The organism is Serratia sp. OLAL2, from assembly GCF_002752475.1.
Classification (GTDB): Bacteria; Pseudomonadota; Gammaproteobacteria; order Enterobacterales; family Enterobacteriaceae; genus Serratia; species Serratia bockelmannii.
This window is the reverse complement of record NZ_MSTL01000016.1, coordinates 142,708-157,015: the sequence shown is the minus strand read 5'-3', so window position 1 is coordinate 157,015 and position 14,308 is coordinate 142,708. Positions and strand designations below refer to the sequence as shown.

11 protein-coding genes and 1 riboswitch are annotated in these 14,308 nt (G+C 63.0%); of the genes, 2 read left to right on the top strand and 9 right to left on the bottom strand.

Features of this window, described 5'->3' with window-relative positions; all coding sequences use genetic code 11:
- Nucleotides 1-5: 5 nt before the first annotated feature.
- Nucleotides 6-2,912, bottom strand: coding sequence for an RNA polymerase-associated protein RapA (gene rapA / locus BVU99_RS09580; protein ID WP_099816587.1), 2,907 nt, complete (start codon nt 2,910-2,912; stop codon nt 6-8).
- A 247-nt stretch (nt 2,913-3,159) separates the two neighbouring features.
- On the bottom strand, nt 3,160-5,526 hold the full coding sequence (locus BVU99_RS09575; RefSeq protein ID WP_099816586.1) for a DNA polymerase II: 2,367 nt from the start codon (nt 5,524-5,526) through the stop codon (nt 3,160-3,162).
- Between the two features lie 214 nt (nt 5,527-5,740).
- On the opposite strand from BVU99_RS09575, the gene BVU99_RS09570 reads away from it, so the two are divergent.
- Nucleotides 5,741-6,511: a DedA family protein gene (locus BVU99_RS09570; RefSeq protein WP_043135969.1), complete on the top strand. Its 771-nt coding sequence runs from the start codon at nt 5,741-5,743 to the stop codon at nt 6,509-6,511.
- A gap of 26 nt (nt 6,512-6,537) precedes the next feature.
- Here the strand turns inward: BVU99_RS09570 and ilvN are convergent, their stop codons facing one another.
- The 7 genes from ilvN to sgrR form a co-directional block, all read right to left on the bottom strand.
- Entirely contained in the window at nt 6,538-6,831 is a 294-nt protein-coding gene (gene ilvN / locus BVU99_RS09565; protein WP_016929110.1) for an acetolactate synthase small subunit, read from the bottom strand.
- Between the two features lie 3 nt (nt 6,832-6,834).
- The gene (ilvB, locus tag BVU99_RS09560) at nt 6,835-8,529 is read right to left on the bottom strand and encodes an acetolactate synthase large subunit (RefSeq protein WP_033651682.1); all 1,695 of its coding nucleotides are present in this window, start codon (nt 8,527-8,529) and stop codon (nt 6,835-6,837) included.
- A gap of 111 nt (nt 8,530-8,640) precedes the next feature.
- Nucleotides 8,641-8,739, bottom strand: coding sequence for an ilvB operon leader peptide IvbL (gene ivbL / locus BVU99_RS09555; protein ID WP_099785722.1), 99 nt, complete (start codon nt 8,737-8,739; stop codon nt 8,641-8,643).
- Between the two features lie 103 nt (nt 8,740-8,842).
- The gene (gene thiQ / locus BVU99_RS09550; protein WP_025301552.1) at nt 8,843-9,547 is read right to left on the bottom strand and encodes a thiamine ABC transporter ATP-binding protein ThiQ; all 705 of its coding nucleotides are present in this window, start codon (nt 9,545-9,547) and stop codon (nt 8,843-8,845) included.
- Nucleotides 9,534-11,141 carry a thiamine/thiamine pyrophosphate ABC transporter permease ThiP gene (gene thiP, locus BVU99_RS09545; RefSeq protein ID WP_099816585.1) on the bottom strand — a complete coding sequence of 536 codons (1,608 nt, stop codon included), beginning with the start codon at nt 11,139-11,141 and terminating at the stop codon, nt 9,534-9,536. The genes thiQ and thiP overlap by 14 nt, the downstream gene beginning before the upstream one ends.
- Nucleotides 11,117-12,103: a thiamine ABC transporter substrate binding subunit gene (gene thiB / locus BVU99_RS09540; protein WP_025301554.1), complete on the bottom strand. Its 987-nt coding sequence runs from the start codon at nt 12,101-12,103 to the stop codon at nt 11,117-11,119. The genes thiP and thiB overlap by 25 nt, the downstream gene beginning before the upstream one ends.
- A 57-nt stretch (nt 12,104-12,160) precedes the next feature.
- Nucleotides 12,161-12,280: riboswitch (TPP riboswitch) on the bottom strand.
- A gap of 37 nt (nt 12,281-12,317) precedes the next feature.
- Entirely contained in the window at nt 12,318-13,979 is a 1,662-nt protein-coding gene (gene sgrR / locus BVU99_RS09535) for an HTH-type transcriptional regulator SgrR (protein WP_099816583.1), read from the bottom strand.
- 90 nt (nt 13,980-14,069) lie between these two features.
- On the opposite strand from sgrR, the gene sgrT reads away from it, so the two are divergent.
- A complete protein-coding gene (gene sgrT, locus BVU99_RS09530) occupies nt 14,070-14,243 on the top strand; it encodes a glucose uptake inhibitor SgrT (RefSeq protein ID WP_071826098.1) in 174 nt (57 codons plus the stop codon).
- Nucleotides 14,244-14,308 lie beyond the last annotated feature (65 nt).

Here is a 14,308-nt window from a genome sequence, read left to right as displayed (position 1 = left end):
GCCGGTTATTGGTGGGTGACCACCACCAGTCGAATGGCGTCGAGACGCCAGCCGGCTTCATTGAGGTTGGCCAGCACCTGACGGCGGTTGAACTCCAGCGTCTCGACTTCGTCGTCGCGGATGTTCGGGTTGACCGCCTTCAGCGCTTCCAGACGCGCCAGCTCGGCGCTCAGCTTGTCGTCCGCCTCTTGCTTCGCCTGTTCGATAAGCTGGCGCGCCTGCGCTTCCACCAGGCTTTCCGCCTGCTGCAGCATGGCGTGCACGTCTTGTTGCACGGCATTGACCAGCTTGCTGGAGGTGTGGCGGTTGACCGCGTTCAACTGACGGTTGAAGCTTTCGAACTCTACCTGCGCCGCCAGGTTGGTGCCCTTGCGATCCATCAGCATGCGGATCGGCGTCGGTGGCAGGAAGCGGGTCAGCTGCAGGTGTTTCGGCGCCTGGGCCTCCACCACATAGACCAGTTCAACCAGCAGGGTGCCAACCGGCAGCGCTTTGTTTTTCAACAGGGACACCGCGCAGCTGCCGGTATCGCCGGACAGGATCAGATCCAGGCCATTGCGGATGATCGGGTGCTCCCAGCTGACGAACTGCGCGTCTTCGCGCGACAGCGCCTGATCGCGGTCGAAGGTCACGGTGCAGCCGTCCTGCGGCAGGCCCGGGAAGTCCGGCACCAGCATATGGTCGGACGGCGTCAGCACGATCAGGCTGTCGCTGCGGTCTTCCTGATTGATGCCGACAATGTCGAACAGGTTGAGCGCGAAGCCTACCAGGTTGACGTCGTTATCCTGCTCGGCGATGGCGGCGGCCAGCGCCTGGGCTTTGTCGCCGCCGTTGGAGTGCATCTCCAGCAGACGGTCGCGGCCTTGTTCCAGCTGCGCTTTCAACTGATCGTGCTGCTGGCGGCAGGCGTGGATGAATTCGTCCAGGCCTTCCTGCTCGGTCGGCGCGGCCAGATAGCCGATCAACTGCTCGTAGCAGCTGTCGTAGATGGTGCGGCCGGTCGGGCAGGTGTGTTCGAAGGCGTCGAGCCCTTCGTGGAACCAGCGGCCCAGCACCGCCTGTGCGGTGTGCTCCAGGTAAGGCACCATGATTTGGATATCGTGCATCTGGCCGATACGGTCCAGACGGCCGATACGCTGTTCCAGCAGATCCGGGTTGAACGGCAGATCGAACATCACCAGCTGGCTGGCGAACTGGAAGTTGCGGCCTTCGGAGCCGATCTCGGAACACAGCAGCACCTGCGCGCCCTCCTCTTCGGAGGCGAAGTAGGCGGCGGCGCGGTCGCGCTCGATGATCGACAGCCCTTCGTGGAACACCGCGGCGCGGATCGCTTCACGCTCGCGCAGCACCTGCTCCAGCTGCAGCGCGGTGTCGGCTTTGGCGCAGATCACCAGCACTTTTTCGTTACGGTTGGCCAGCAGGTAGTCCAGCAACCACTCGACGCGCGGGTCGAAGTTCCACCAGGTGGCGTTTTCGCCTTCGAATTCCTGGTAGATCTGCTCCGGGTACAGCATGTCGCGCGCGCGCGCTTCGACGGACTTCTTGGCACCCATGATGCCGGAGACTTTGATCGCGGTCTGATACTGGGTTGGCAACGGCAGCTTGATCTGGTGCAGGTTGCGGTGCGGGAAGCCCTTCACGCCGTTGCGGGTGTTGCGGAACAGCACGCGGCTGGTGCCGTGGCGATCCATCAGCATGGCCACCAGCTCCTGGCGCGCCTGCTCGGCGTTGTCGCCTTCGCTGTTGGCCGCTTTGAGCAGCGGTTCGATGTCCTGCTCGTCGATCAGCTCGCCCAGCAGGTTCAGCTTGTCGTCGGCCAGGCGTTCACCGCTCAGCAGCAGGGTGACGGCGTCGGCCACCGGACGGTATTTCTGCTGTTCGGCGACGAACTCGCCGTAGTCGTGGAAACGGTTCGGATCGAGCAGGCGCAGGCGCGCAAAGTGGCTCTGTTGGCCCAGCTGTTCCGGGGTGGCGGTCAGCAGCAGCACGCCGGGGATATGCTCGGCCAGCTGTTCGATCACCTGATATTCGCGGCTCGGCGCTTCTTCACTCCAGGCCAGGTGGTGCGCTTCATCGACCACCAGCAGATCCCACTGGGCGTCCGCCAGCTCTTCCAGGCGCTGCTTGTTGCGGCGCACGAAGTCCAGCGAGCAGATCACCAGCTGTTCGGTCTCGAACGGGTTGCTGCTGTCGAGCTTGGCTTCGGCGTAGCGGCTGTCGTCGAACAGCGAGAAGTAGAGGTTGAAGCGGCGCATCATCTCCACCAGCCACTGGTGCTGCAGCGTTTCCGGCACCACGATCAGCACGCGCTCGGCGCGGCCCGCCAGCAGTTGCTGGTGGATGATCATGCCGGCTTCGATGGTTTTGCCGAGGCCGACTTCGTCCGCCAGCAGAACGCGCGGCGCATGGCGCTGGCCGACTTCATGAGCGATGTGCAGCTGGTGCGGGATCAGGCTGGCGCGCATGCCGCGCAGGCCGGCGAACGGCAGGCGATACTGCTCGCTCTGGTATTTGCGGGCGCGAAAACGCAGCGCGAAACGATCCATGCGGTCGATTTGGCCGGCGAACAGGCGATCCTGCGGCTTGCTGAAGGTCAGTTTGCTGTCCAGCAGCACTTCGCGCATCGCCACGCCGCTTTCCTGGGTGTCCAGGCGGGTGCCGATATAGGTCAACAGACCGTTTTCCTCTTTCACCTCTTCCACCTGCAGCTGCCATCCCTCGTGGCTGCTGACGGTATCGCCCGGGTTGAACATCACGCGGGTGATCGGCGAATCATTTCTGGCATAGAGGCGGTTTTCACCGGTGGCGGGGAAAAGCAGGGTAATCATGCGCGCGTTCAGCGCCACGACGGTGCCCAGTCCTAATTCGCTTTCCGTGTCGCTGATCCAGCGTTGACCAAGAGTAAAAGGCATATATTGTCGGCTCGATTCTTTGTAAGTAAGTCTTGTTACCGGGCGGGAAGGGCCGCGGCACCTGTACTGAACTTCGGTTAATCCCGGTTTGTTTTAAATTTGACGGGCAATAGCCGTTCACGCCATGCAGACGTCGCGAGACGGCAGGGCTAAGCGTGGTTCAGTTTTGGGAAGGGCGCTATGGTAATGGAAGGCGGCGCGTTCGTCACCTGCAAAACCGGATGATTTTTCTTAACCTGGCGCAATCTCAAAACAGCCCCATCTGCCCGGTGACCAGCGTAGTGAAATCGTCGTGCAAGAAAGGGAGTATAGCGTCTGCCACCGGTTGCAGCTGGCGTTCGAGGTAATGCTGATAGTCGATGGGCGAATGACGGGTTTCCAGCGGTTCCGGCCCGGCGACGGTCATCACGTAGCTGATCCAGCCGCCGTTTTGATACTGCAGCGGCCGCCCCTGGCTGCGGTTGTAGTCGTCGGCGATGCGCGCGGCGCGGGCGTGCGGCGGCACGTTGCGCTGATAGTCCTCGAGCTTTCTGCGCAGCCGTTTGCGGTACACCAATTGATCGTCGAAGTCGCCGTTCAGGGTTTTGCCGACGTAGTCGCGCACATAGTCCTGGTAGGGTTGCCGTTTGAAGATGCGCTGATAGAGCTGCTGCTGGAACTGCTGCGCCAGCGGCGTCCAGTCGGTGCGCACCGTTTCCAGGCCTTTGTACACCATTTCTTCCTGGCCGTCGGCACGCGCGATCAGGCCGGCGTAGCGTTTCTTGCTGCCCTGCTCGGCGCCGCGAATGGTCGGCATCAGGAAGCGGGAATAGTGGGTTTCGAACTCCAGCTCCAGCGCGTTCTCCAGCCCGAACTGCTGCTGCAGATGCTGCTGCCACCAGGCGTTGACCCGTTGCACCAGCGCCCGGCCGATCTGCGCCGCCTGTTGCTCGTCATGCGGCTGTTTCAGCCAGACGAAGGTGGAGTCGGTGTCGCCGTAGATCACCTGATAGCCTTCGGCTTCGATCAGCTCGCGGGTTTGGCGCATGATCTCGTGGCCGCGCAGGGTGATCGACGACGCCAGCCGCGGATCGAAGAAGCGGCAGCCGCTCGATCCCAGCACGCCGTACAGCGCGTTCATGATGATCTTCAACGCCTGCGACAGGGGCTTGTTGTGTTGGCGCTTGGCGGCCTCGCGCCCCTGCCAGATCTGTTCGACGATCGCCGGCAGGCAGTGTTTGTTGCGCGAGAAGCGGGCGTTGCGAAAGCCGGGCACCGAATCGGCGTCGCTGGGGTGGCGCATGCCTTCCACCAATCCGACCGGATCGATCAGGAAGGTGCGGATGATCGACGGGTACAGGCTTTTATAGTCCAGTACCAGCACCGAATCGTACAGGCCGGGCTGGGAGTCCATCACAAAGCCGCCGGGGCTGTGCTCCTCCGGCTGTTCGCCGAGGTTGGGGGCAACAAAGCCCAGGCGATGCATGCGCGGCATATAGAGGTGGCTGAAGGCCGCCACCGATCCGCCGCTGCGATCGGCCGCCAACCCGGTGACGGTGGCGCGCTCCAGCAGGAAGTTGAGCAGATCGGCCTTGGCGAAGATGCGCGTCACCAGCTCGCAGTCCTTCAGGTTGTAACGGGCCAGCGCCGGCTTGTCTTCGGCGAAGCGTCGGTCGATCTCCGCCATGCGCTGATAAGGGTTGTCGATAGCCTTGCCTTCGCCCAGCAGTTCCTGCGAAACGTATTCCAGGCTGAAGGAGGGAAAATTCCAGGTGGCGGATTTCAGCGCCTCGATGCCGTCGATGATCAGGCGGCCGGCGGCGGCGGCGAAAAAGTGATTCTGCTTGAAGCCATGCTCGCGCCATTCCAGCAGGTTGCCGCCGCGCCCTAGCCGCAGCGGGATTTGGTAGCGCTCGGCGTGCTTTTGCAGCACCCGCAGATCGAACTGCACCAGGTTCCAGCCGATGATGGCGTCGGGATCGTGACGCTCCAGCCACGCGTTCAGCCGTTCCAGCAGTTGAGGGCGGCTGGCGCAGTATTCCAGATCGAAATCCAGCGGCTCATCGCCGCCGTTGGCCGGCCCCAGCATGTAGACCTGCCGCTGGCCACAGCCTTCCAGCGCGATGGAGTAAAGCTCGCCGTGGGCGGTGGTTTCGATATCCAGCGACACCAGCCTGAGCGTCGGGCGGTAGTCCGGTGCCGGCTTCATCTGGCCGCTGAGCAACGGCCCATCGCCGTTGCCCTGGCCGTTGAACCACACCGGCGCGGTAATGAAGCGTTCCATCAGGTAGCGCTCGGGCGGGCGAATGTCGGCCTCGTAGACCGCAACGCCGCCTTCCCGCAGCAGCTTTTCCAGCTTGATGAGCTGACGGTGCTGGCGGCAGTACAGCCCCAGCATCGGGCGGTGATGAAAATCCGTCAGCGCCAGCGGTTTCAGTTCCACCTGCCGCTCTTCACGCAGCAGCAGTTCCGCGCGCTGCCTTTGTTCGGCGGGGATAAACGCCACCGAGGTCTGCGGCGGCAAGCGCAGTTGGCGCGGGCCTGCGTCGGTCGCCAGCCAAAATTCGACCTCGGTGCCGGCGGGCGTGTCGCGCCAGTGGCGAGTGAGCAGGAACCCCTGTTGCAGTGCTGTCATAACCCCTTCGTTTTCCACCGGGCGGCGTGTGCGACGTTCAGCGTGATGTCGGTTTTGGCGCTAATATAGATATATTATAGTATGGGTTTTTATACAGTGATTGTCCATCGCCGCGCGCGTTGCCAAATACGCATACAATTCATCGATTGACTCGCCAGCGGCGGCGCTGGAAAATCCTCCGCCCCGTTTGGCCCGAATAATCCGCAGAGGTGTAATGGAAGCCTATTTACAAGATTTGATCACCCAGTCACTGGCTTTCACCCTGATGGTCGTTCTGCTGGTCGCTTTTCTCGAGTCGCTAGCGCTGGTGGGGCTGCTGCTGCCCGGCACGGTGATGATGGCCAGCATCGGCGCGCTGATCGGCAGCGGCAAGGTGGATTTTTACTACGCCTGGGCGGCGGGCATCATCGGCTGCCTGCTCGGCGACTGGATCTCCTATTTCGTCGGCCGCGCTTTTAAGGGGCCCTTGCACCGCTGGTCGTTCCTGAAAAAGAACAAAGCATTGCTCGACAAAACCGAACATGCCTTGCACCAGCACAGCATGGCGACCATTCTGATCGGCCGCTTCGTTGGCCCGACGCGCCCGCTGGTGCCGATGGTGGCCGGCATGCTCGATTTGCCGCCGTACAAGTTCGCGTTGCCGAACATCATTGGTTGCCTGACCTGGCCGCCGGTCTATTTCTTCCCCGGCATCCTGGCGGGCGTGGCGATCGACATTCCCGCCGGCGCCAACAGCGCGATGTTCAAGTGGTTGCTGCTCGCTGCGGCGCTTACCCTCTGGCTGGCGGTGTGGCTGAGCTGGCGCTGGTGGCGTGAGGGCAAGCGCAACGCCGATCGGCTGAGCCGTTGGCTGACGCCGCTGCGGCTGCGCGTGGTGTGCGGATTGAGTTGGCTGGCGGCGTTGGCGGTCGGCTATCTGCTGAGCCAACAGCCGCTGATGCCGGTGTACCGGCACCTGCTGTGGAAAGTGCTGGCCGGGCAATGATTGCGGGGGCGTAAGCCCCCTTCGTATCACTGGAAGAAGGCTTCCAGCTGTTCAAATACCCGCACGTCTTCGCTGTGGCGCTTCACCTGCAGCACGTCTTCCAGCTTTTCTACCTGGCTTATCATTTGCTCCAGCCGCTGATCGTCGGCGACCAATAGCCAAATGCGGCTCTGCTGGCCGTCCTTCAGCGGTAGACACAGAATGCCTTCGACGTTGAACGCGCGGCGGGCGAACAACCCACAAACGTGCGACATGACGCCGGGATGGTTGCGCACGGCCAGCTCCAGGATCACCTGGGGTTTATCTTGTGGTTGCAGCATGGCTTATTCTCCAATCATGTCGATGTTGGCGGCGCCCGGCGGCACCATCGGGAATACTTTTTCGTTGATATCGATCAGCGCATGGATCAGGCAAGGGCCTGGGCGCTGGATCGCCTCCGCCAGCGCCGCCTGCGGATCTTCCGCAGCATTCAGGTCGCAGGTATCCAGCCCGAATCCGGCGGCGATTTTCAGAAAGTCGGTACGCTTCGGATAGGCGGCGGCGAAGATGCGCTGCTGGTAGAACAGGGTTTGCTGCTGGTGCACCAGCCCCAATGCCTGGTTGTTCATCAAAATGATTTTCACGTCCAAATCGTGCTCGACCGCGGTGGCCATTTCCTGAATGTTCATCATCAGGCTGCCGTCGCCGGAGAAGCACAGTACTTTGCGCTCGGGCTCTGCCAACGCCGCGCCGATCGCCGCCGGCAGACCGAAGCCCATGGTGCCCAGGCCGCCCGACGTCAGCCACTGGCGCGGCCGGCTCAGCGGATAGGCCTGCGCTACCCACATCTGATGCTGGCCCACGTCGGTGGTGATGATGGCGCTGTCGTCCACGCAGCGCGCGGCGGCCAGCACCAGGCCGTAATGGCTCAGCGGATCGTCGGCGTTCGGCATGTTGAACGGGAATTCGCGTTTCAGGTCGTTGACGGTGTTCAGCCATGCGCTGCGTGGCTGCGTGTCGATCTGCGGCAGCAGCTGTTCCAGCACCTGGCCGACGTCGGCATGGATTGCCACGTTGGCCTGTTTGACCTTGCCCAGCTCGGCGCGGTCGATATCCACGTGAATGATGGCGGCGTTAGGGCAGAACTGCTCGGTTTTGCCGATTGCCCGATCGTCGAAGCGTGCGCCCAGCACGATCAGCAGATCGGCCTCCTGCAGAATGAAGTTGGTGCTGCGCGCCGCGTGCATGCCCAGCATGCCCAGCGACAGCGGGTGTTCCACCGGCATCGCGCCCAGCGCCATCAGCGTCATGGTGGTAGGCAGACCGGCGCGCTCGGCCAGTTCCACCGCCTGGCGGTGAGCGTCGGCGCAGATGATGCCGCCGCCCAGGTAGAGGATCGGGCGTTTCGCCTGGTTGATCATCGTGGCGGCCTGAGAAACCAGCGCCGGATCGAAGCTCGGAGCGGCGTCCGGCACGGCGATCGGCGGCAGTTCTTCCAGGGTAATGGTGGCGGTTTGCACGTCTTTCGGCACATCGATCCAGACCGGGCCGGGGCGGCCGGACTCGGCGATGCGGAAGGCGTCGCCAATCACCTGCGGCAGTTCGCGGATATCGCGCACCAGATGGTTGTGCTTGGTGATCGGGATGGAAATGCCGTACGTATCGACTTCCTGGAAGGCGTCAGTGCCGATCATCGAGGAGGGCACCTGACCGGTGATGCACACCAGCGGAATGGAGTCGAGCTTGGCGTCGGCGATAGCGGTGACCAGGTTGGTGGCGCCCGGCCCGCTAGAGGCGATGCACACCGCCGCCTTGCCGTTGGCGCGCGCCATGCCTTGCGCCATAAAGCCCGCGCCCTGTTCGTGGCGCGCCAGCACGTGGTGAATGCGGGTGCTTTGGCTCAGCGCGTCATACAGCGGCAGCGCCGCACCGCCGGGGATGCCGGCGACGGTGGTGATGCCCTGACGCTCCAGCAAATGAACGATCAATTGTGCGCCGGTAAAGCGGGTACTCGGTTGAGGCGTGCCCGAAGTTGCCATGTTCCTGTCCTTTCTCAAGGCCGGTGAGCTTTGCTGGGCAGGGTGCTAAAACAAGAAACCCCGCCCGGTTTGCGCCGGCGGGGTTTGGGAATCGATGCGTTGATTCGGACCCTACGGCGCATTGCCGACGACCACCACCACACGCACGACGACCACCGCGGCTGGTAGCGCGGTAACTAGTAGGGTCGAAGTCAGCGAGGATGCGATCACAGGGAACCTTATCATCAGTAAAAAAAGTCAGGTTTTTATAAAAACACAGGCGCAAAATTCGCACAACAGGTTTATTGGCGCAGCATAAAAAACGCGCGTCAGATCACGCTTTACCCGAAATGCCCAACACGCGCGCTTCCGGTGCGCTGCCGTCCAGCAGGGCCTGCGTCGGGCCGTCGTAGTAGATGCGGCCGTCGACCACCAGCAGCGTGCGCGGTGCGATGCGTGCGGCGTCGTCGAGATTGTGCGACACCATCAGCAGCGTCAGATTACGCTGTTCGCACACCGTCTGCAGCAGCTGCAACATCTCGTTGCGCAGCGCCGGATCGAGCGCCGAGAAGGGCTCGTCGAGCAGCAGGATCGGCCGTTGGCGAATCAAACAGCGCGCCAGCGCGGCGCGCTGACGCTGGCCGCCGGAAAGCTGCGACGGCAGGCGCTCCAGGTGCTCCTCCAGGCCGACCTGACGGGCGATATGCGCCCGCTGTTGGCGCTGTTGTTCAGTCAGGCGCAGGCCGGGATCCAATCCCAGCCCGATGTTCTGCGCCACCGTCAGGTGCGCGAACAGGTTGTTCTCCTGAAACAGCATCGACACCGGCCGTTTGGCCGGCGGCGTGGCGGTATGATCTTCGCCGTTCAGCAGCAGCCGGCCGCTGGCCGCCGGCAGAAAACCGGCGATCAGGCTCAGCAGGGTGCTTTTACCGGCGCCGCTGGGGCCGAGCACCGCGACGCGCTCGCCCGGCTGGATGCGCAGATCAAAGCGCATCGGCAGGTGTTCATACAGGTAGGTCAGTTTTTCAAGCGTCAGCATGGCGCCCCGGTAAGCGTTCGATCAGGGTAAACAGCAGGAAGCACAGCAGCAGCAGCAGCAGCGCGGTCACCGCCCCGTCGTTGCTGCGGTAGGCGCCAATCTGCTGATACAGGTAAAAAGGCAGGGTACGGAAATGCTCATTGCCAAACAAGGCGACCACGCCGAAATCGCCGATCGACAGCACGCAGGCGAAGGCCAGCGCCTGCGCCAGCGGGCGGCGCAGGGCGCGTAGTTCGATCAGCCGCAGCCGCTGCCAGCCGCGGATATCTAGCGACAGGCACAGCGGGTTGTAACGTTCGGCGAGGTCGCGCATCGGGTTCTCCAACACCTTCAGCGCATAGGGCACCGCCATCAGCGCATTGGTGAGGATCACCAGCGCATAGGGCGACTGCGGCAACCCGATCGTATCGTTCAGCAGCAGGAAGAACCCGGTGGCCAGCACGATGCCCGGCATCGCCAGGATCACCATGCCGCTCAGCTCCAGCGCCTGGCCGCCGCGCAGTTGCTGTCGCAGCTTCAGCTCGCGGCTGCTCCACAGCAGCATCATCGTGAGCGCCACGCACAATAGCCCGGCGCCGAGGGCGATGCGCAGCGACGTGAACAGCGCCTGCCACAGCACCGGCTGGCGCAGCACGCTGACGACGGCCTGATTGGCGCCGTCGGCGATCACCGCCAGCAGGGGCGGCAGCAGCAGCAGCAGCGCGGCGGCGATCAGCAGAAAATCGCTGATGCGCCGCCACCGGCTGTCTTCCGGGTTGCGCCAGCGCTGGGCGTGGGTATGGCCCACCGGCAGCACCTGGCTCAGGCGCTGGCTGATCAACACCAGCCCCAGACAACAGCTTAACTGGATCAGCGCCAGCAGGGCGGCGCGGCCCAGATCGTAGTCGTAACTCAGCGCCTGGTAGATCGCCAGTTCGATGGTGGTGGCCTGCGGTCCACCGCCCAGCGACAGCACGGTGGCGAAGCTGGCGAAACACAGCATGAAGATCAACGCGCCGCTCGGCAGGATCTGGCGGCGCAGCGCCGGCCATTCGACGAAGCGGAACTGCTGCCAGCCGCTCATACCCAGTTGGGCGGCCAGTTGGCGCTGCTCCACCGGAATGTTCTCCAGCGCCTGCAGCAACAGGCGGGCGGCCAGTGGCAGGTTAAAGAACAGGTGTGCCAGCAGAATGCCCTGCAGCCCGTAGGGCGAGAAGCCATATTCGACGCCCAGCCAGCCGCACAGCGTCGCCAGCCAGCCCTGGCGCCCATAGACGCTGAGCAGGCCGAACACCGCCACCAGCACCGGCAGCACCAGCGTCATGGCGCACAGCCGCAGCAACAGCTGCCGGCCGGGGAAACGGCGGCGATAGAGCGCGCGCGCCAGCAGAACGGCGGGCAGCACCGAAATCAGCGCTGACAGCAGCGCCTGCCAGAAGGTGAAGCGCACCACGTGCCACAGGTAGCTGTCCTGCCACAGGCCGCGCCAGTCGCTGTCCGGCGCATGGCGCCACAGCGAGCCCATCGCCAGTGCGGCGACCAGCAGGATCACGCCGGCGGCCAGCAGCCCCGGCCAGAGCCAGCGGGGGATCAGCGGCTGACGGCGGTTTGCCATGCCCGGATCCAACCGCCGCGTTGTGTGGCCACCTCTTCGGCGCTGTATTGCAGCGCGGTCTGCGGCACGTTCATCTGCTCAAAACCGACGGGCAGCGGGGTGTTGATCACCGGGTACATCCAGTTGCCGGTCGGGATGGTGTTCTGGAACGCCGGCGTCACCATGAACTGCATGAAGCGCTCCGCCAGTTCAGGCTGTTTGGCGGCCTTCAGCTTGCCCGCCACTTCCACCTGCAGGTAGTGGCCTTCGCTGAACGTGGCGGCGGCGTAGAGGTCTTTTTTCTCGGCGATCAGGTGGTAGGCGGGAGAGGTGGTGTAGCTGAGCACCAGATCGCCTTCGCCTTTCAGGAACAGGCCATAGGCCTCGCTCCAACCTTTGGTGACGGTGACGGTCTTCTTCGCCAACTGCTGCCAGGCGGCCGGCGCCTTGTCGCCATACACTTTTTGCATCCACAGCAGCAGGCCGAGGCCCGGCGTGCTGGTGCGCGGATCTTCGTAAATCACCTTCCAGTCGCGATCGCTGCTGATCAGCTCCTGCAGGCTTTTCGGTGGATTCTTCAGTTTTTCTTTGTTGTAGACGAAGGCGAAGTACCCGTAGTCGTAAGGCACGAAGGTCGTATCCTGCCAGCCGCCCGGCACCGTCAGTTTGGCGGTGTCGACGCCGCTCGGCGCGAACAGGCCGGTTTGCTGCGCCGCCTGCAACAGGTTGTTGTCCAGCCCCAGCACCACGTCGGCGGCGCTGTTCTTGCCTTCCATGCGCAGGCGGTTGAGCAGTGAGACGCCGTCTTCCAGCGCCACGAACTTCAGCTCACAGTCGCACTCGGCTTCGAAGGCTTTTTTTACCGCCGGGCCAGGGCCCCAGTCGGCGGCAAAGGAATCGTAGGTGTAAACCGTCAGCGTCGGCTTGGCGAACACCGGCGCGGCGCATAGCAGCAATAAGCAGGGCAGATATTTTTTGACCACGTTGCACTCCTGAAAAATAAGGGGGCAAGGGTATCTGAGGGGGCGAGGCGGCGTCGCCGGTTCGCTGGGCTCAAATCCCTCCGCCGGTATTGACCGGATCAGGTTCGACGGGTGTGCTCTCAGCGGAAAATCGGGCTTATGCACACGGCCCGACTCACCGCACCCCGTTGAGACGGCGCTATTGTAAAGATTAACCGACCCGGGCGAAAGGCGCTTATGCCTCCGGCGGGGCAAACCAGGCGGATTTGAAGTCGAACCAGCCGAGGGTGTTCATTCGCACGCCGCGCATGCTGCGCTGGCCGTGCAGCTGCAGCCAGTGGTGGAACAGCGGATGTAGCTGGTGGTTGCTGACTAGCCGCTGGCAAAACTCCGCCAGCGGCAAGCGGTTGGCGCGCCATAACTCCGCGTCCTGCGCCAGATCCTCGTTCATGCAGTGCTGCATCAGCGGCAGTTCGTACAGCGTGGCGAACAGCGAAAACTCCAGCGGCAGATAGAAGTTGGCGCTGCCGAGCCACAGATCGCTGCGCGCGTCGCCCTGGTGCCAGGTGGCGTAATCCACGCTTTGTACGATCAGGCGGATGCCGTGCTGCGCCAACAGCGGTTCGATCGCCTGGCGAATGGCGTGAAACTCCGAATGCTCATTGAAGTGGGTCATCGTCAGTTCAGTCAGCCCCGCCGGTTTGGGTTGCTGCGCCAGCGTGCGGTTGTGGTGCCAGCGCGGCAGCAGGCCGTATGCCGGCGACCAATAGCGCTGGTAGAGCGGCCCGGCGTGGCTCAGCAATGAAATGGGGTTGATCAATTCGCACAGCCAGCTGCGAATGGCGGGGTCGGCGGCCAACGTGGAACGCTGATCGAACAGCAAGAAATAACAGCCCTCTTCCAGTCGGCTTTCCAGTTCGTTTTTGCCGGTTTCATCGCCCTGCAGCTGCACGCCGGAGTGCACCAGCTCTTCGGAGAACTCCGGCAGCACCCAGATGTTCACCTCGTCGATCAGCGCCCGGTAGCCGAAATAGTCGTCGAAGGCGTGGATCTTCATCTGGCTGGGAAGATTGCGCACCACGCGGTAGGGGCCGGTGCCGACCGGATGGCGGGCGAAGTCCGGCAGTTCGCGCCATTCGCGCGGCAGGATCATGGCCTGCACGCTGCCCAGCAGCCAGGGTAGCCAGTGGTCGGGGCTGCGCAGATGCACGTCGATAACGAACGGCGTCGGCGAGGTGACGCTTTCGATATGTGAGAACAGCGGTTGCGAGGTCAGACGCGAGAGGGAAGTGATGACGTCTGCCATCTCCAGCTCGCGGCCGTGATGAAAATGGATCGCCGGGCGCAGGTAAAACCGCCAGTGCAAGGGCGTCAGCGGCTGCCAATGGTGGGACAGATCGGACTCCAGTTCCCCGTTTTCCTCATTTATGCGCGTCAGGCCGTTGAAGATCTGGCGCGCCAAATGGGTTTCCGAACGCCGCAGCGCCGAGCCGGGCAGCAGGTTGTACAACTGCCGGTAGTAGAGCACCCGCAGGATGTGTTTACCCTGGCGGAAGCTGCGCCCCAGCTGCGACAGCAGCATTTGGCGCACCACGTTTTTGTCGCCCACCAGCTGCACCAACTGATCGATGCGATCCTGTTCCAACAGCTCCTCGGCCCGCTGTTGCTGCAGCGCCAGGCCGGTGTAGTGGAAGGTTAACCGTGAACGCTTGCCGCGCCCCGACTCCGCCTGCCAGGTGAGCCAGCCTTCCCGCTGCATGGCGCTCAGCAGGGAGCGCACGTGGCGCCGCGAGCAGCTGAGCACCTCCGCCAGATCCTGCAGGGTGGTGTCGGTGGTTTCACCGTGGCAGCGCTGCCACAGGCGGATGAACTGTTGCTGCAATCTGGACGTGGACATAAAAGAGGAACGCTCCCGCCTCAACTCGTCAATTTTTCTTTCCCTATATTACGCCGATAATTTTCATCAATGAAAGGGGAGGGCGTAATCATGAAAGCTTTCTTATCCAAACAGTTCTATCAGCGCTATTTCAGCGCGGTGCGCCGTCAACGCGCCGACTGGCTGAGCGTGGTGCCCGAACAGGCGCGGCTGGCGATGCTGGCACACCTGACGCAATGGGACATCAAAGAGATGACCGATAAGCAATATCGCGAGCACCTGTAGGGGCTGCGGCAACAAGTTTCTGAGTAATGGTGCTGTTTCACCAGCCAGTGGGGCAACCCACTGGT

Bases quoted from the DNA above. Each gene is read 5' to 3' on its own strand.
- rapA (WP_099816587.1), bottom strand. From the start codon at position 2,912: ATGCCTTTTACTCTTGGTCAACGCTGGATCAGCGACACGGAAAGCGAA.
- BVU99_RS09575 (WP_099816586.1), bottom strand. From the start codon at position 5,526: ATGACAGCACTGCAACAGGGGTTCCTGCTCACTCGCCACTGGCGCGAC.
- BVU99_RS09570 (WP_043135969.1), top strand. From the start codon at position 5,741: ATGGAAGCCTATTTACAAGATTTGATCACCCAGTCACTGGCTTTCACC.
- ilvN (WP_016929110.1), bottom strand. From the start codon at position 6,831: ATGCTGCAACCACAAGATAAACCCCAGGTGATCCTGGAGCTGGCCGTG.
- ilvB (WP_033651682.1), bottom strand. From the start codon at position 8,529: ATGGCAACTTCGGGCACGCCTCAACCGAGTACCCGCTTTACCGGCGCA.
- thiQ (WP_025301552.1), bottom strand. From the start codon at position 9,547: ATGCTGACGCTTGAAAAACTGACCTACCTGTATGAACACCTGCCGATG.
- thiP (WP_099816585.1), bottom strand. From the start codon at position 11,141: ATGGCAAACCGCCGTCAGCCGCTGATCCCCCGCTGGCTCTGGCCGGGG.
- sgrR (WP_099816583.1), bottom strand. From the start codon at position 13,979: ATGTCCACGTCCAGATTGCAGCAACAGTTCATCCGCCTGTGGCAGCGC.
- sgrT (WP_071826098.1), top strand. From the start codon at position 14,070: ATGAAAGCTTTCTTATCCAAACAGTTCTATCAGCGCTATTTCAGCGCG.